The 16,885-nt window shown below is 66.4% G+C and carries 18 protein-coding genes; 9 read left to right on the top strand and 9 right to left on the bottom strand.

Features of this window, described 5'->3' with window-relative positions:
• Window positions 1-50: 50 nt before the first annotated feature.
• The 6 genes from ACIGJC_RS16165 (at window position 51) to ACIGJC_RS16190 (ending at window position 5,619) form a co-directional block, all read left to right on the top strand.
• Window positions 51-716 (top strand): alpha/beta hydrolase, encoded by a 666-nt coding sequence (locus tag ACIGJC_RS16165; RefSeq protein WP_483712971.1) that lies wholly within the window; start codon window positions 51-53, stop codon window positions 714-716.
• Window positions 717-912: 196 nt separating this feature from the next.
• Complete coding sequence (locus ACIGJC_RS16170; RefSeq protein WP_483714436.1) at window positions 913-1,569, top strand: PepSY-associated TM helix domain-containing protein; 657 nt, start codon at window positions 913-915, stop codon at window positions 1,567-1,569.
• Window positions 1,570-1,627: 58 nt separating this feature from the next.
• On the top strand, window positions 1,628-2,146 hold the full coding sequence (locus tag ACIGJC_RS16175) for a DUF2271 domain-containing protein (protein WP_483712973.1): 519 nt from the start codon (window positions 1,628-1,630) through the stop codon (window positions 2,144-2,146).
• Between the two features lie 35 nt (window positions 2,147-2,181).
• The gene (locus ACIGJC_RS16180; RefSeq protein WP_483712974.1) at window positions 2,182-3,006 is read left to right on the top strand and encodes a DUF4198 domain-containing protein; all 825 of its coding nucleotides are present in this window, start codon (window positions 2,182-2,184) and stop codon (window positions 3,004-3,006) included.
• Between the two features lie 22 nt (window positions 3,007-3,028).
• On the top strand, window positions 3,029-4,036 hold the full coding sequence (locus tag ACIGJC_RS16185; protein ID WP_483712975.1) for an FAD:protein FMN transferase: 1,008 nt from the start codon (window positions 3,029-3,031) through the stop codon (window positions 4,034-4,036).
• 50 nt (window positions 4,037-4,086) lie between these two features.
• Window positions 4,087-5,619, top strand: a complete 1,533-nt coding sequence (locus tag ACIGJC_RS16190) for a sulfite reductase subunit alpha (protein WP_483714437.1) — start codon at window positions 4,087-4,089, stop codon at window positions 5,617-5,619.
• Between the two features lie 9 nt (window positions 5,620-5,628).
• Here the strand turns inward: ACIGJC_RS16190 and trhA are convergent, their stop codons facing one another.
• The 4 genes from trhA to ACIGJC_RS16210 all read right to left on the bottom strand — a co-directional run bounded on the left by trhA (window position 5,629) and on the right by ACIGJC_RS16210 (window position 9,694).
• Window positions 5,629-6,246 carry a PAQR family membrane homeostasis protein TrhA gene (trhA, locus tag ACIGJC_RS16195; protein WP_483712976.1) on the bottom strand — a complete coding sequence of 206 codons (618 nt, stop codon included), beginning with the start codon at window positions 6,244-6,246 and terminating at the stop codon, window positions 5,629-5,631.
• Window positions 6,247-6,484: 238 nt separating this feature from the next.
• Window positions 6,485-6,814, bottom strand: a complete 330-nt coding sequence (locus ACIGJC_RS16200; protein ID WP_483712978.1) for a hypothetical protein — start codon at window positions 6,812-6,814, stop codon at window positions 6,485-6,487.
• Window positions 6,815-6,825: 11 nt separating this feature from the next.
• On the bottom strand, window positions 6,826-7,251 hold the full coding sequence (locus tag ACIGJC_RS16205) for a cupin domain-containing protein (RefSeq protein WP_483712980.1): 426 nt from the start codon (window positions 7,249-7,251) through the stop codon (window positions 6,826-6,828).
• A gap of 277 nt (window positions 7,252-7,528) precedes the next feature.
• A complete protein-coding gene (locus ACIGJC_RS16210) occupies window positions 7,529-9,694 on the bottom strand; it encodes a TonB-dependent siderophore receptor (protein WP_483712982.1) in 2,166 nt (721 codons plus the stop codon).
• A 320-nt stretch (window positions 9,695-10,014) separates the two neighbouring features.
• Between ACIGJC_RS16210 and ACIGJC_RS16215 the strand changes: the two genes are divergently transcribed.
• Window positions 10,015-11,694 carry a phospholipase D family protein gene (locus ACIGJC_RS16215; RefSeq protein ID WP_483712983.1) on the top strand — a complete coding sequence of 560 codons (1,680 nt, stop codon included), beginning with the start codon at window positions 10,015-10,017 and terminating at the stop codon, window positions 11,692-11,694.
• A gap of 139 nt (window positions 11,695-11,833) precedes the next feature.
• Window positions 11,834-12,919 carry a Zn-dependent alcohol dehydrogenase gene (locus ACIGJC_RS16220; protein ID WP_483712985.1) on the top strand — a complete coding sequence of 362 codons (1,086 nt, stop codon included), beginning with the start codon at window positions 11,834-11,836 and terminating at the stop codon, window positions 12,917-12,919.
• A gap of 23 nt (window positions 12,920-12,942) precedes the next feature.
• Here ACIGJC_RS16220 and ACIGJC_RS16225 read toward each other — a convergent pair whose 3' ends face one another.
• From ACIGJC_RS16225 to ACIGJC_RS16240, 4 genes are all read right to left on the bottom strand, one after another.
• A complete protein-coding gene (locus ACIGJC_RS16225) occupies window positions 12,943-13,881 on the bottom strand; it encodes a LysR family transcriptional regulator (protein WP_483712986.1) in 939 nt (312 codons plus the stop codon).
• 198 nt (window positions 13,882-14,079) lie between these two features.
• Window positions 14,080-14,475 carry an EF-hand domain-containing protein gene (locus ACIGJC_RS16230; protein WP_483712987.1) on the bottom strand — a complete coding sequence of 132 codons (396 nt, stop codon included), beginning with the start codon at window positions 14,473-14,475 and terminating at the stop codon, window positions 14,080-14,082.
• 317 nt (window positions 14,476-14,792) lie between these two features.
• Window positions 14,793-15,299: a DUF6630 family protein gene (locus ACIGJC_RS16235; protein WP_483712988.1), complete on the bottom strand. Its 507-nt coding sequence runs from the start codon at window positions 15,297-15,299 to the stop codon at window positions 14,793-14,795.
• Window positions 15,300-15,328: 29 nt separating this feature from the next.
• Window positions 15,329-16,018 (bottom strand): ArsR/SmtB family transcription factor, encoded by a 690-nt coding sequence (locus ACIGJC_RS16240; protein ID WP_483712990.1) that lies wholly within the window; start codon window positions 16,016-16,018, stop codon window positions 15,329-15,331.
• Between the two features lie 278 nt (window positions 16,019-16,296).
• Between ACIGJC_RS16240 and ACIGJC_RS16245 the strand changes: the two genes are divergently transcribed.
• A complete protein-coding gene (locus ACIGJC_RS16245; RefSeq protein WP_483712991.1) occupies window positions 16,297-16,443 on the top strand; it encodes a hypothetical protein in 147 nt (48 codons plus the stop codon).
• Window positions 16,444-16,496: 53 nt separating this feature from the next.
• Here ACIGJC_RS16245 and ACIGJC_RS16250 read toward each other — a convergent pair whose 3' ends face one another.
• A complete protein-coding gene (locus ACIGJC_RS16250; RefSeq protein ID WP_483712993.1) occupies window positions 16,497-16,874 on the bottom strand; it encodes a GNAT family N-acetyltransferase in 378 nt (125 codons plus the stop codon).
• Window positions 16,875-16,885 lie beyond the last annotated feature (11 nt).

The raw sequence follows: 16,885 nt of genomic DNA on the forward strand, positions 1-16,885 counted from the left end.
CCGCCTGGCGCGGCAGCAACCATCAGACTTAGCGATTCGTGGGGAAGGGCATGGCATTGCAGGCAGGAAAGATGTTCGTGGCGGGCGAGAAGGGCAGGATCGAGCTGATCGTCGATACGCCCCGCACGGAGGCACATGGGATCGCCGTCATCGGGCACCCGCATCCGCTGCAGGGCGGCACGGCCACGCACAAGGTTCCGCACGTGCTCGCGAAGGCCCTGGCCGCAAGAGGCTATGTCGCCGTGCGGCCTAATTTCCGCGGCGTGGGCGATACCGAGGGCGAGCATGACAACGGAGAGGGCGAGACCACCGACACGGTTGTCGTCATCCATCACCTTCGACAGGCATACCCGGGACTGCCTCTGGTCCTCGCAGGATTTTCATTCGGCGCGTACGTTATGGCGCGCACGGTGGAAGCGCTGCGCGGCGAGGGGCTGCAGTGCCCGCACCTGATCCTCGCCGGCATGCCGTGGGGGACCATTCCCGGGCACCGGAGCTATGAGACGCCGACGGTCCCATCTACCGCGCTGGTTGTGCATGGCGAGAAGGACGAGCGGGTGACCCTCGGCGCAGTGCTGGACTGGGCCCGGCCGCAAGAAATGCCCGTCGTGGTGGTGCCGGGCGCCAATCACTTCTTTACCGGAAAGCTCGGCGCGCTGGAGCGTGTGGTCGGTGGCTATCTCGACCATCTTCCCGCGCCGGACGCGAACGCCTGAGCGTTTGCCTCACACCATGGCGGCGCAGGCCGCCCACCAACCACCACCAACCATCACTTGCTGTAACGGGCTGTAAACAGTCGCCGGCATCGTCTCGTTGCGATTTTAAATGAGAACGATTATCCTTTTTGCTCGCGATTAATTTGTGACTCCTGTGTCACAGTCTCTGCGCGGCCTGCGCCGCCCGTCCACCGCAATGACCGAAACCGAGCCGGCGTCCGGCCAGCAACGACGTGCCTTCTGGCTCAAGCATCTCCATCAGTGGCACTGGATCAGTTCCGCGATCTGCCTGGTCGGGATGCTGCTGTTCGCCGCGACCGGCTTCACGCTGAACCATGCGGCCCAGATCGAGGCGTCGCCCAGCGTGGTGACGCGCCAGTCCACCGCGCCGGCGAGCCTGCTTTCGGCGCTGAAATCTGCCATGCCGGCGGCCTCGGGCAGCGGGCGCGATGCCAAGAGTGTCGTGCCGCCTGTGCTGGGCGACTGGCTGTCGCGCGAGCTCGATATCGATGCCAGCGGGCGCGAGGCGGAATGGTCCGCCGACGAGGTCTACGTCTCGCTGCCCCGTCCGGGTGGCGACGCCTGGGTCAGCCTGGCGCTGGATACAGGCGAGACCCAATACGAGACCACCACGCGTGGCGCCATCTCGTACCTGAACGACCTGCACAAGGGCCGCAACACCGGCCGCGCGTGGAGCCTGTTCCTGGATGTGTTCGCGCTGGCCTGCGTGGTCTTCTGCGTGACCGGCCTGTTCCTGCTCAAGCTGCATGCCGCCGGCCGCGTGGCCACGTGGCCGCTGGTGGGACTGGGGCTGGTGGTGCCGCTGCTGCTGGCCATCCTGTTCATCCACTGACCCGATCGACCGGCTCCGTATCCATCTTTCCTGCATCTTCCTGACGAGGTTTTCCGATATGCGCCGATTGCTCTCTGTCACCCTCACCGGCATGGCCGCCGTGCCGCTGGCCGGCCCCGCCTTCGCGGCCGACATGAATGTGAAGGTGGAAATCCCGCGCCTGAACGTGGCGGAGTATCACCGCCCCTATGTCTCGGTCTGGGTGGAGCGCGCCGACCAGAGCCCGGTATCGACGTTGGCGGTCTGGTACGACGTCAAGAACAAGGAAGGCACCAAGTGGCTCAAGGACATGCGCCAGTGGTGGCGCAAGGCCGGTCGCGACACGCAAATGCCCGCCGATGGCATTTCCGGCGCCACGCGCGCACCTGGCGAGCACACGCTCACTTTTACGGACAGCAAGGCGCCGCTTGGCAAGCTGCCGGCCGGTGACTACCAGCTCGTGGTCGAAGCCGCGCGCGAAGTGGGCGGCCGCGAACTTGTGCGCGTGCCGTTCACCTGGCCGCCGCAATCGGCCCGGACCGCCCGCGCCAAGGGAGAGCATGAACTGGGCGGCGTGAGCGTCGACCTGAAGCCTTGATGCAGGGATGCACTGATTCCAACCGGAGACCGACGATGAAGACCTTCCGATCGCGCCTGTCCACCCGCCTGGCCGTGCTGGCCCTGGCGACCCTGGCCCCGCTGGCCGCCCATGCGCACCGCCAGTGGCTGCTGCCTTCGGCCACCGTGCTGTCCGGCAACGACACCTGGGTGACCGTGGATGCCGCGGTCTCCAATGACCTGTTCTACTTCGAGCACGTGCCGCTGCGCCTGGACAACCTGGTCGTGACCGGCCCGGACGGCGGCGCCGTGAAGGCCGAGAACGCTTCCACCGGCCGCTACCGCAGCACCTTCGACGTGCACCTGGCCCAGCCAGGCACCTACCGCGTGGCGGTGCTCAACCAGGGCCTGTTCGCGAGCTACAAGGAAAACGGCCAGACCAAGCGCTGGCGCGGCACGGCCGAGGCGTTCGCGAAGGAAGTGCCCGCTAACGCGACGGACCTTCAGGTGACGCAGGCCGAAGGCCGTGTCGAATCCTTCGTCACCAACGGCAAGCCGAGCAGCAAGGGCCTGGCCGCCAGCGGCCGCGGCCTGGAACTGGCCCCGATCACGCATCCGAACGACCTCGTGGCCGGCGACACGGCGAGCTTCCGCCTGCTGCTGGACGGCAAGCCGGCGTCCAACCTGAAGGTGGCCGTGGTGCCGGGCGGCATCCGCTATCGCGACCAGCTGCAGGAGTTCAGCGCCACCACCGACGCCGACGGCAAGTTCAGCGTCAAGTGGCCGGCCCCGGGCATGTACTGGATGGAAGCCGAGGTCCGCGACGAGAAGACCTCGGTCAAGGCCGCCAAGACCCGCCGCGCTACCTACGCGGTGACGCTCGAAGTGCTCCCGCAATAAGCGGCCGGGAGGGTTTGCCAGCTTGAACCGCGTCCTGATCCCGCTATCGCTGTCCGCGCCGCCGGTGCCACCCGGCGTGCAGGCGCGCGCGCAGCGCTGGGCCGGCGAGACCATGGGCACGACGTGGTCGGTGGTGGCCATGCTGCCGGCCCAGGCCGATGCCGACGTGATGGAGCGGGGCATCCGCGCCGTGCTCGATGGCGTGATCGCGCAGATGAGCAATTGGGCGCCGGGCTCGGACGTGAGCCGCTTCAACCGCGCTGCCGCCGGTACGTGGGTCGCGCTGCCGGCTGACTGCCTGCGCGTGCTCGCCTGCGCGCTGCAGATGGCTCGCGACAGCGGTGGCGCCTACGATCCGAGTGCCGGGCCGTTGGTCGACCTGTGGGGTTTCGGCCCCGCGCCGCGGCGCAGCGTGCCGCCGGCACACGACCAGGTTGTGCAGGCCAGACGGCAATGCGGCTGGGGCCGTGTCCAGCTCGATGCCGACGGTGGTCGCGCGCTGCAGCCCGGCGGCGTATCGCTCGACTTCTGCGCGATTGCCAAGGGCTTCGCGGTGGACGCCGTCGCGCAGTACCTGCAAGCCCACGGCGTGGCACACCACCTGACCGAAATCGGCGGCGAACTGCGCGGCCACGGCGTCAAGCCGGACGGCATGCCGTGGTGGGTGGCGCTGGAAACGCCGCCTGGCGGTGGCGCCGCCACGCAGGAACAGACGCTGGTGGCGCTGCACGGCCTGTCGGTTGCCACCTCGGGCGACTACCGGCGCTTCTTCGACAGCGAAGGCCGCCGCTATGCGCACACCATCGACCCGCGTACCGGCTATCCCGCCAGCCATGCCCTGGCCTCGGTCACGGTGTTGCATGCCGAATGCATGATGGCCGATGCGCTTTCGACCGCCCTGACCGTGCTTGGCCCGCAGGCCGGCATGGAGCACGCTCGCCGGCATGGCATTGCCGCACGATTCCTGGTGCGCACGCCAGGCGGCTTTGATGAACATCTTTCCCCGGCCTTCGCCGCGATGCTGGCTTGAATCGCTCTATCACATGCTGGCTGGCCGCCGTGTCCGGCCTCTGCCTGGCCATGCTGAGCGCTTCGCGCATCGGCATGGCGGCAGGCGTGTTGCTCGCCTATGCGGGCTTCTGCGGTGCGGTTTTCGATCATCACCGCCGTCGCCGCGCACGCGTCTCGTCGCTTGCCCCGGACACGGACCGGAACGATGCCACGCTGGTGGCCTATGCCAGCCAGACCGGCTTTGCCGAGCAGTTGGCCATGCAGACCGCCACGGCGCTGCAGGGGGCCGGCATGCCGGTGCACCTGCTTTCGTTCGCGGACCTGGATGCGCGCCGCCTCGCCAGTTTCCGGCAGGCGCTGTTCGTGGTCAGCACCACCGGGGAAGGCGATGCGCCGGACAGCGCCTCGGGGTTTGCGCGCCGCTTGCTCGCCGGCGCAGGACCGGATGCATTGCGGCAGCTTCGCTATGGCGTGCTGGCCCTTGGCGACAGCAGCTACGCGCGCTTCTGCGCGTTTGGCCACGTGCTGTCCGACTGGCTGCAGCGCCATCATGCGCGTCCGTTGTTCGACCTGATCGAGGTCGACAATGGCGATGCCGGCGCGCTGCGCCACTGGCAGAACCACTTGTCGGCGCTCAGCGGCGGCGCGGAGATCGCCGACTGGGAGCGTCCCCGCTACGGCCAGTGGCAGCTTTCGGCGCGCCATCACCTGAATCCCGGCAGCCAGGGCGCGCCGGCGTTTCACCTCGTGCTCGGGCCCGAGGGCGCCGTGCCGGACTGGCAGCCCGGCGACATCGCCGAGATCGGCCCCCGCCATGATCCCGCCGAGATCGGCAAGCTGCTCGACAAGCTGGCGATGGACGGTGCCACGCCCGTCCGCTGCGATGGCCAGGCGATGTCGCTGTCGGAAGCGCTCGCCACGCGCTTGCTGCTGCCGGAAGCGCACCTGGCGACGATGCGCGCCGTGCCGCCGCAAAAGCTTGTCGATGCGCTGTCGCCGCTGCCGCATCGCGAGTATTCGATTGCCTCGCTGCCGCAGGACGGGCAGCTTGAATTGCTGGTGCGGCAGGCTCGGCATGCCGATGGGCGGCTCGGGCTGGCGTCAGGGTGGCTGACCAGCCATGCGCCCGTGGGCGCGCGCATTGCGCTGCGCATCCGCACCAATCGCAGCTTCCATCCTCCGGCCGAGGATTGCCCGCTGATATGGATTGGCAACGGGACGGGGCTGGCCGGCCTGCGCGGACATCTGAAGGCGCGTGCGCTGGCCGGACGGCATCGCAACTGGCTGATCTTCGGCGAGCGTTCGGCGCGTCACGACAATTTCTTTGCCGATGAACTGGCTGCGTGGCAGGCCGACGGCGTGCTGGAGCGGCTGGATCTTGTCTATTCGCGCGATGGCAGCGCCGTGCGCTACGTGCAGGATGCGCTGCGCGCGCGTACGCGGTTGCTGCGCGAATGGGTCGAAGCCGGGGCGGCCATCTATGTGTGCGGCAGCCTGCAGGGCATGGCAGGCGGCGTCAACGATGCGCTGGCCGATCTGCTCGGCGCGGAGGCGTTGCGCCGGCTCTCGGAGCAGGGCCGCTACCGGCGCGACGTCTACTAGCCGGCCGCGTCAGCCCACGTACCAGAGGATGCTGACAAACTGGCATGTGCTGCCCGCCAGCACGAACAGGTGCCAGATGCCGTGGAAGTGCCGGACCTTCTCGTCGAACAGAAAGAACCCGATGCCGGCCGTATAGAGCGCGCCGCCCGCCACCAGCCACCACAAGCCCGCTGCCGGCAACGCGGCCGCGAGCGGCTGGAACGCGATCAGCACCAGCCATCCCATCACCACGTAGATCGACAATGAAAACACGCGCGTGCGCCGGCCGATCCAGAGTTCCTGCACGATGCCGATCACCGCGAGTCCCCAGTTGATGCCGAACAGCGCCCAGCCCCACGGCCCGCGCAGCGTGACCAGCGCAAAGGGCGTATAGCTGCCTGCAATCAGCAAATAGATCGCGCAATGGTCGAGCCGCTGGAATATGTCCTTGGCCGGGCCGCGCAGGCTGTGGTACAGCGTGGAGATGGTGTAGAGCAAAACCAGCGTGGTGCCGTAGACCACGGAACTGACGACCTTCCACGCGTCGTGGTAGAGGGCCGAGGATGTCACCAGCACCGCCATGCCGGCGGCTGCCAGGATGGCACCGGCAAGGTGGCTGTAACCGTTGAATCGTTCGCCGCGATACATGCGCCGTCCTCCGGGAAAACTCAGTCGGTGCGCAATTCGCGGTTGCAACTGCGGATGCGCGAAGCCGTATTTTCGCACGGGTGCGGCGGCCGACCCCCGCAAGGCCCTGACGCGAGTCATGACTTCGTTGCCCCGCCGCGACGGCGTTGCGACATATTCATCAGATTTGCTCCGAGAAACCCCGCCATTCATGGCGCGATGCTGCCTTCGCTTGACGGCGGCGCGTTCGGTCCGCCGGCTAACCGCGCGCGGCGTCCAGCATGGCCATTGCAAGCCCGAGCAGCAGCGCCGCCGCCGACGCGATGAACCAGCGCACGGTCTGCCGATACTCGCTGACGGCATCGTCCTCAATGCGCAAGGCGCGGAACAGTGCCACGATTTGCAAGACGACCGCCCCGACCAGTGAAAGCGCGGCAAACAGCGCGCGCGCGTTCCAGTGCCCCGGACTCTCGAAGCCCCAGAAGCGCCAGAAGGCGAGCGAAAAGCCCAGCAGCACGGTGATGGCCGTGATGATGCCCTGGCGATAGCCTGCGGGCACCATCTGCGGCGGGATATCCGGCGGGGCCATGTCTGGTGGCCTTATGGTTGCGCCGAGGGCAGTTCCACCACGGCCACCGTTGCAACCAGGCCGCCCAACACGCGGCTGCGATGGCCCTTGCCAGTCGTATCCTCCAGCAGCAGCGCGCTGCCGGGGACCAGCGAACGGCGTTCGCCGTCGGAGGCTTCGAACTCCATTTCTCCGTCCAGCATGAACATCCACATCCGCAACGGCGTCGGATGCAGGTCTCCTGCCCAGCCGGCAGGCACAACCAGGAAGCCCTGGCGGACGGCAGGCGGCATCGGTGAAACCCAGAACGATGGGGCAGGCGGCGCGAAATTGCGCTCGGACATTTCCATCGACAACGCGCCGAAATGCGATTCACCGGATGCATCGGCGTACAGGCGGCCGAACGCGAGCGTGGAATGGTGGGAAGCGGGGATTGCGCGGTTTGCGGGGTCAGACATGGGCGTCTCCGGCAGGGGGCGACAGCCCCCGTCGCTACGCTAACCAGTCTAGTTCCCGAGCGTTATACGGGCGCAATGTTTTGCCGTTCTGCACGCGGGTCACTTTTTTTTTTGGTTACTTTTTGTCGCTCGGACAAAAGTGACTCGCCGGCTACGCCGGCGAAACAGTCGCCCTGCCAGGAACCACCTCCTCACAATTCGCCGAAGAACCTCTTTAACCCAGGCGAAATCGCGGGTCACGCCATGCACACCCCGCCGCCCCCAACCTTCGCAACACTCAAAACGCCACGCGCGCCGTCAGGCTGACACTGCGCGGATCCGCCGGCTGCAGGTAGTTCTCATACTGGAAACCCCAGTACTGCCTGTTGGTCACGTTGTTCAGCGCCGCACGCAGCGTCACGTCCTTGCCAGCCACGCGCGTGCTGTAGGTAGCCCCGAGATTGAACACCGTATAGCCGCCCGCCTGCAGCGTATTGGTGGCGTTGGCCTTGATGTTGCCAGTGTACTTGCCATCGATGCCAACCCGCAGCCCCGGCACGAACGGCACGCGGTAGCTCACGCGGCCGGCCAGCACCATATTGGGCGCCCCGGCCACGCGGTTGTCGGCGTTCGGGTTGCCCTTGTCATAGTAGGTGTCGAGGAACATCGCGCTGCCGCCGAATTCCCACTGAGGGCCCAGGCGGTACACGCCGGCCAGTTCCACGCCCTGGTAGATCGAAGTGCCGTCCTGCTGGCGCGTCGGCACGCCGCCGCTGACGCTGTCGTACTCCGCGCCGCGCTCGATGCGGGACAGCGCGGCGGTGGCGCTCCACCTGTCCTGGTCGGCCTTGACGCCAAGCTCATACTGCTTGCTGCGGATCGGGCTGAGCAGCTGGCGCGCGTTGGTAAAGCCATCCGGCACGATCGAGCCAGGCTCCAGGGCTTCGACGTAGCTGGCGTAGACCGTGGCGGCCGCCACCGGCTTGAACATCAGCGCCAGGGTCGGCGTGATCACGCCGTTCTTCGTGTAGCTGGACGCCACCGGTACATACCCGTTTTGCTCGAAGTTGGTCACGCGCAGGCCTGCCAGCACCGACCAGCGCTCGGTGAGCTGCACGGTGTCGCTGGCGAAGACCGACTTTTGCGTGATGTCGCTGTTGCGCACCTTGTTGAAGGCCGTCGAGCTGAAGTAGGTGCTGGTGTTCGGCGCGTAGATATTGCCCGTGCCGATCTGGCCGCCGAAGCCGTTGTTGTCATAGCGGTCGATCTGCTTTTGCCACGACAGTCCCGCGACTACCTGGTGGCCGAACTGGCCGGTGCGGAACTTGCCTTCGAGCATCGCATGCCACTGGCCCACCTGCTGGTTCTGCGCGGTGTCGTAGCGCTGGTCGGTGTAGTCGCCGGCCTGGTTCAGCAGGTTGTAGGTGCTCTCGTTGCGGTTGCGGTTGACCTTGTTGAAGCTGTAGTTGGTGCTGACCGCCCAGTCCGGATTGATCTGGTAGCGCAGCCCCGTGGTGTAGAGCTGAAGGTTGGTGTTCAGGTGCTGGTCGGTGCCGGCGAAATTGCCGATGCGCCCGGACACGTTGGCGGGCAGCGCGGTGTCGCCGTAGGACCACAAGCTGAACGAAGGCATCTGGCCGGTCGAGCGGCGGTCCTGGTAGATCGAGTCGAAGGTCCAGGTCAGGTCCTTGGTCAGGCGCGCATCCAGGCCCAGCGAGACGGTGTCGCGGTTGATGTCGCGCGCGTTGTAGGGCGCGCCTTCTTCGTGCGTGTAGTTGAGCCGGTAGCCGAACATATTGTCCGGGCCCGCGCGGCCCCCGACGTCCACGTGCTCGCTCCAGACATTGGCGGCGCGATAGCCGAGCTCGAATGCGGCGGTGAAGGTCTCGGTCGGCTTCTTCGTGACGTAGTTGACGATGCCACCCGGCGTGGCAAAGCCGTACATGAAGCCCGGCAAGCCCTTGAGCAGTTCCACCTGTTCCAGGTGCTCGTACGGCAGCGTGATGCCATAGGCGATGAACGGCAGCCCGTTGATCTTGTAGCCGTTCTGCCAGTCGATCTGCAGGCCGCGCACCGACACGTAGCTGGACCAGCTGTTGTAGCCGTTGCTGTTGTCGGTGACGGACGCGTCCATTGCGAAGACATCACCGAGCTTGCTGACCTGGCGGTCGGCCAGGTCCTCGCCGGTGACGATGGTGGTGGAGTACGGCGTATCGAGCTGCGTGCGCGAGCCCAGCGCGCCCGTGCTCGTTTTCCTGTCGAGCTGCAGCCCGGCATCGTCGACCGCGGCGGCGCTGACCGTCACGGTCGGCAGCGACGGGGCATTGGCCGGCGCTGTCTCCCGTGCCAGCGTAGTGCCGGCCGGGAAGCCGGTCAGGACAGCAAGCTGGGCCAGGGCGGCAAGCTGGTGGCGATGGGGCAAGGACATCGGGCGTTTGGCGGCACGGCTGGACTGACGGAGCATTCGGATAATAAATGACAATATAAATGCGAGTGATTCGCATTTAAGAAGATGCGAATGATGCCCAGTTGCAGGGGTCCGCGTCAAGCGGGAAGGAACACAAACTTGATGAAACCACCGTGGGTGTGTTGTCACGGGCCGCGGCAAGCGACCTAGACTGTGCACATCGTGCACGGACCTGGCGCGCACGCCGTGGGCATGTTGCGCCGCAATGTGGCCCGGTGGCTACCTCTGCCCGTCCGCGGCGGTGTATCTTGAGAGATATCGGACACGAACGCCGTTGCGGCGAGCCGGCGCCTGTGCCGTGCCGCGGAGATAACCCAATGCGCCTGAACTGCGATGCGTCGCGCCTGCAGACACCCATGCCGGGGCGGGCACGCGCCTGGCAAGCCTGTTGGCGGCGCCTGGCCACCGTTGCCACCGCCGTCGCGTGCGCGGGTGTGCTGGCCGGCTGTGCCAGCTTGCCGGCCTCGGCGGAGCGCACGCCTTCGACCGCCCCGGCCGCGGCCGCGACCGCGGACACGCCGCTGGGCAAGGCGCTGGCGCCGCGCCTGGCGCAGCATCCTGGCGATTCCCTGTTCTACCCGCTGTCGACGGGCCCCGACGCGCTTGCCGCGCGTCTGGCCATGGCGCGAGGGGCGCAGCGCAGCCTGGACGTGCAGACCTATATCTTCGAGCCCACCGGCACCGGCGCCGCCATGCTCGGCGACATCATCGACGCCGCCGACCGTGGCGTTCACGTGCGCCTGCTGCTGGACGACCTGCATACCGCCGGCCTGGACAAGGTGCTGGCCGCGGTCGACTCGCATCCCAATATCGAGGTCAGGCTGTTCAACCCGTTCGCCAATCGCGGTGCGCGCTGGCTGGAGATGTTGTGGAGCTTCAGCCGGCTGGACCGCCGCATGCACAACAAGTCGATGACGGTGGACAACCAGATGTCGGTGGTGGGCGGCCGCAACATCGGGGACGCCTATTTCTCCGCGCGCGCCGACATGGATTTCAGCGACCTCGATGTGCTCATTGCGGGGCCGGCGGTGCCGCAAGTGTCGGCGGTGTTTGACCAGTACTGGAATGACCGGTCGTCGTATCCCGTGGCGGCGCTGGTCCCGGAAGGCAAGGAAGCGCCGGAGGAAATGCGCGCCCTGCGCAAGCGGCTCGAGGCGCGGGGCGACCAGGCCAAGGCCAGTGCCTATGTGCAGGAGCTGCTCGACTCGGGCCTGGCAAAGGGTATCGAAAGCGGCCACATGCCGGCCTATACCGGCAAGGCCACCGTCATATCCGACCAGGCGGACAAGATCAGCGCGCAGACCGAGGGCGAGGGCTATGCCACGGTTCGCCTCGAACGCCTGATCAGCGCCGCGAAGAACGAGGTGGTGCTGGTGTCGCCGTATTTCGTGCCGGACGATGACGGCGAGGCGTGGCTCAGTGCCATGGCGAAGCGGGGCATCCACGTGCGCATCCTGACCAACTCCTTCGCGGCCAACGATGTGAGCGCCGTGCATGCGGGCTACGCACCGCATCGCGAGGCGCTGGTGGCGGCCGGCATCGAACTGTACGAACTCAAGCCGAGCGCCAATGCCGAACTCGCGCAGCGCGGCAAGGGCGCCGGCTCCGGCTCCGTCTCCGCCTCGCGTTCGCGCACGTGGCTGGCTTCGAGCCGCGCCAGCCTGCATGCCAAGAACTACATCGTCGACCGGCACCTGGTGTTTATCGGCTCGCTCAACATGGATCCCCGCTCGGCCAAGCTCAATACCGAAATGGGCGTGGTGCTGGACAGCGCGGCGCTGGCCGAGCGCATCCTGAAGGGCATGAACGATGGCCTGCTCGATATCGCATATCGGCTCGAACTGCGCCAGAACCCGGACGGCAGTTCACGCCACCTGGTCTGGGTCACGCGCGAGCAGGGCCAGTTGAAGACCTACGACAGCGAACCGGGAATGGGTCCGCTCCAACATTTCGGGATCGGCGTCCTGCGCGTGCTCCCGATCAAGGAAGAGCTCTGAGCGGGAGGCGGATGCTGCGCAGCGTCTTACATGAATCTCCGATCGGCGGTAATGTCGGCCGCTGCGCCCCGGAACCCACTGACGGCCGTCCGTACTGCTTTCCGGCAGCATCGCGCGCGGCCCGCACGCAAGGAGATCCATGAAAGCCGCTGTCCTGCATCAACCGAAGTCCCCCCTGGTGATCGAAGACGTTGCCATCGGCAAGCCCGGCCCGCATGAGGTGCTGGTGCGCACCGCAGCTGTTGGCGTGTGCCATTCCGACCTGCACTTCGTCGACGGTTCCTATCCCTATCCCATGCCCGCGGTGCTCGGCCACGAGGCCGCCGGCGTCGTGGAGCAGGTCGGCGAGCTGGTGCGCACGGTCCGCCCCGGCGATCACGTGATCAGCTGCCTGTCGGCCTATTGCGGCCATTGCGAGCACTGCCTGACCGGCCACCTGTCGCTGTGCACCGAGCCCGATACGCGCCGCGGCGAGAACGAGGCCCCGCGCCTGACGGCCCGCCACGGCGGCTTGATGAACCAGTTCCTCAATCTTTCCGCCTTTGCCGAGCAGATGCTCGTGCATGAGCACACGCTGGTGGCCATCCGCCGCGACATGCCGCTGGACCGCGCCGCGCTGATCGGCTGCGCCGTCACGACGGGTTTTGGCGCGGTGGTGCATACCGCGCGCGTGCAGCCGGGCGAAACCGTGGCGGTGATCGGCTGCGGGGGCATCGGGCTGGCCACCATCAACGGCGCGGCCATTGCCGGGGCGGGGCGCATCATCGCCATCGACCGCGTGCCGGGCAAGCTGGCGCTGGCGCGGCAGTTCGGGGCCACCGACGTCGTGGAGGCCGGCGACGATACGGTGGATGCCGTACGCGCGCTGACCGGCGGCGGCGTGCATCATGCGTTCGAGGCCATCGGCCTCAAGCGGACCACCGAGCAGGCCTTCGCGATGCTGCGCCGCGGCGGCACCGCCACGGTGATCGGCATGATCGCGCCAGGCGTGAAGATCGAGCTCAAGGGCAGCGACTTCCTCTCCGAGAAGAAGATCCAGGGCTCGCTGATGGGGTCCAACCGTTTTCCGGTGGACATGCCGCGCATGGTCGATTTCTACATGGCGGGGCGCCTGAAGCTCGACGAGCTGATTTCGCGGCGCCTGCCGCTGGCAGAGATCAACGGCGCGTTCGATGAACTGCGCCGGGGCGAACTGGCGCGCTCGGTGGTGGTGTTCGGGGATTGAGCAGGCTTTGGGGCAGGCCGGTGTCAGGCCTGTACCGTCTCCCGTTTCCTGGCCGCCGGCCGCCGCGTCTCGGGCACGCCTAGCGTTTGTTCCAGCACATCCAGGAACACGCGCACGCTGGCCGGCATCAGCTTGCGCGCGGGCATCAGCACATAGACTTTCAGCGGTGAAGACGCATAGGCGGGCAGCACGCGCACCAGCTGTCCCTGCCGGATCTGCTCCTGCACGAAGCGTGGCGACAGCCGCGCGACGCCCAGGCCATCGATGGCGGCCTTCAGGCGCAGTTCGGCGTTATGCGTGCAGATGCGCGGCTCGACATCCAGGCGCGCGGTTTCGATATCGTCGCGCAGGAATTCCCAGATATGGTCGTCGGCGTTGCCGAGCGTCGGCCAGCCGGCCAGGTCCTGCGGCGTGCGCGGCAGGCCGCGGTCGCGGATCAGGGAAGGGGCGGCATAAAAGCCGCGCTCGATCAGCACGACGCGCTTGCTGGCGAACGAGGTGTCCTGCAGCCGCGTGTTGGTCATGACGAAGGCCAGGTCGTAGCCGTGGCGGATCAGGTCGGGCTGGTCCCAGCTGACATCCACATGGATGCGCAGGCGTGGATGCAGCCGCATCAGGTGGCTCAGCCCCTCGGACAGGTGCTGCGACCCGACTTCGTAGGGCGTGGAGATGCGCAGCACGCCGCTGACTTCGCTGCTGACGGACGCCGCTTCGGCGCTGATCTCATGCAGCTCGGCGAACAGCGGCGCCACGCGCTCATAGAGCCGCTGGCCGCGTTCAGTCACGCGCACGCGCCGCGTGGTGCGCTCGAACAGGCGTACGCCAAGCTGGCTCTCCAGCCGCGCCACCGCGGCACTGGCCGATGACTTGGGCACCTCGGCCAGTTCGGCCCCCTGCGTGAAGCCGCCGCCTTCCACCACGCGGCAGAAAATCTCCCAGTCCTTCCATTCGATTGTCTTCATGCGGGGGCTCCGGCGTCAGCGGCGCCCCTGAAGATTGCGGTCATCCTCTGGCTGAGGTGGCGGGGGCGTTTGCGGCCCGATTGTCCCACAGTGTGGACAATGGCGCAGCGAGAAAACCGCGCCCGATGCGAACATGAAATCTCGCGGGCCGGGAATCGCCTTGGGGAGCGATTTCCGGCCTGTACCGATCACCGATGGCTAGTTGACGATCGGGTTCTTCTTCTGCATATCGTCCTTGATCATCTTCGACCAGGCCGCGCCGACCTGGCGCTCCGTCACGTAACCGCGCTTGCGGGTGTCGATCTTGTCAAAGCGCTTGTAGACCTCGGGCATGCCGGCCTGGGCTTCGTCGCGGGTCAGCTTGCCGTCATGGTTGGTGTCGGCTTGCTTGAAACGGTCGGAAAACCACTTCTTCCGGTCGCCCGGCGTCATTCCCGCAGGCGGTTGGGGAACTTCGTTGACGTCCGCGGTCGGTGGCGACGCCGGAGCGGCCGCCGGTGCCTGCGGTGGCGTGGGCTGTTGTGCCCCGACGCTCGCGCTGGCCAGGCCCGCGGCGATGACCAGGGCACTGGCAAGGACGTTGAACCGGATCATATTCTTCTCCTTTTTCATTTTCATCTGTATTGCGCCCCGGGGGCGCTGGTAATGGGCAGTGCATGAGCGGACTTCACAGTAGTCGCTTCCATGGGCTGTACCTGCCTTCGACTCCCTACCCCCGAAGGAGCGACCCGCCGTTTAGTCTAGGTCGCTCTTAAACGATGGACAAATGATTCGCGCATCAAAAGGCCCCGGTTATTCAAAGCCGTCGCTTTCCGTGCCTGCATTTTCCCGTGCGATTATCTTCGTGACCCGGTAAAGCAAATCAGAGGATAAGAACCATCGGTATCAAGGCGTTGACCCGATCTAGCCCTTCAGTAAGGCTGGTCGCCGGGTCGGATGGCGAGACCGAGCGTTTCGGCGATATCCGTCATGTCTTCGTCATCCTCGCTACGCGTGATCCAGCCGCCGTAGGCGTCGCCGTCCGTGTCCCAGTTCCACAGCGTATAGCCGGCCACGCGCAGTTGCTGGTGGGCCAGTTCCATCAGTTCGGCCACGCTGGTGTTTTCCAGGAAGCTCTCGTCCTCGGGATCGTCGGTACCCCAGTCGACCTCCAGGTCCATGCGCTCGCACAGCTGGTTCATGCAGCCGATAAAGGACTCGCAGTCCTTCCAGTCGACGTAGAAGCCCGACTGCCAGTCGATCACCTCGCGGATCACCCACAGCAGTTCCTGGCCCTCGGTGTCGTCGTCCTCGGCGTCCAGCAGCGCGTCGGAGAACAGCGCCACCTGCGCCTCGGTCTGGGCGATGTCGCCAAGGTTGATCAGCGCGAAGAAGCGGTGGATGGCGTCCTGTTTATCGTCGTCCAGTGGTGTGACCATGTTCTGTTTCCTTGTTTGGTTCTTGCTATTCAGCGCGCGATGCCGCCGATCTCGCGCTGGCCGCGCGGCGTGACCCGCAGCGCGCGCGATGTCGGCGTGGCCTCGACCCAGCCGCGCTGCAGCAGGGTGCCAAGCAGTGCCGCGCCCAGCGCGCCGCCAAGATGCGGCTTGCGCTCGCTCCAGTCGGGGCAGGTACACGCGAACTGGCGCCGTTTGCGGCGCGCGGCGCCCACGTCGATCCCCAGCCGCGACATCGCCTGCATGCCATCGCCGCTCAGGTCCACGGCGTTGCCGTCGAGCACGAGCCAGCCCGCGCGCGTCATGCGGTCGAACAGCCCTACCGCGAGTTCGCCGGCGAGGTGATCGTAGCAGGTGCGCGCCTGCCTGAGCGCAGGCGGCGCGGTACGCGACACCGGCACGTCGCGCAGCCGCGGCGGCCGGCTCGCCAGCGAGGCCGAGGCCAGCGCCTCGATGGCGACACCGATCTCGGGCGCAGCCAGCCGGTAGTAGCGGTTGCGCCCGCGCGTCTCCACGGCGAGCAGTCCGCCTTCGCTGAGCCGGGCCAGGTGCCCGCTGGCCGATGACGCGGACAGTCCCGCGATCAGCGCCAGTTCGCCGGCGGGCCGCGCGCTGCCATCCATCAGCGCCCACAGCATGGCCGCGCGGCCGGGGTCGGCCAAAAGGCTGGCCAGCTGGCTGATGCCTGGGGTGTATTCCATGGTTTGGCAGGGGGTGAAGGGTGGGATGAAGTATAGGCGCTGGTTGAGGTAGCTGAACGCGGACTTTAAAAGCCGGTTTGCACATCAAAAAGCTGTTCTGAACATTAAAAACTCTTCCCTACATAAGTGGGTTTCTCCAATGTAGGGGTCGCCTTTCCTCTTTTGTCCGGCGCGCCACCTGGTGCCTTCTTGGCTTCAATTATCCGAGGCGGCTTTACGGGACTTGCCCGTTTCAAACGAACGCGTCGGCTGCGCTACGAAAACTTGCGGATCAGCTGTTGCAAGTGATCGCAGGCGGCCGGAACCTGGTGTTCAATCGCTGTCGGCGTGACCTCACAGTGGCGATCACCCTGATGAACGCTTATAACCGGCTTGCCATCAGTTTTCGCCGCGAACCGGACTCCGTGTTGGCTGCAAAGACCTGAGGTCTTTAAGCTTCTCCAGGGGGCGAGCCTTCACCTTCACAGACGCCGGCTTTTTATAAAGCCGTTTGCATCAGCGTGCCAATCTCGTCCGAGCCGTGGCCCATTTCGTTCGCGGGGCCGATCGAAGACGGAAGGTCAGCCATGCCAATCGGCGCAAAGCCCAGACGCGCAAAATAGCCCGACGCAGTCGTGGTCTGTAGCACCATCGTCTCGATACCTTGCTGCCGGGCATCGGCAACGATAGCGGAAAGAAGGAGTTCCCCCAGCCCAGCCGATCTTGCGCGTTGCGCAACAGCGAGCGCGCGAAGCACGCCGGTCGTTTCGTATCGCTCCATGCCCACGCAGCCGAGCAGTCCCGACTTGTCGCGAGCAATCATGTACTGTGTGATGTGGTCGTGGCGTCCCTCGGCGGACAGGCTGGAGGCACGCAAGAGGGCTTCGA

This window comes from Cupriavidus sp. C3SS-1 (genome assembly GCF_057073755.1).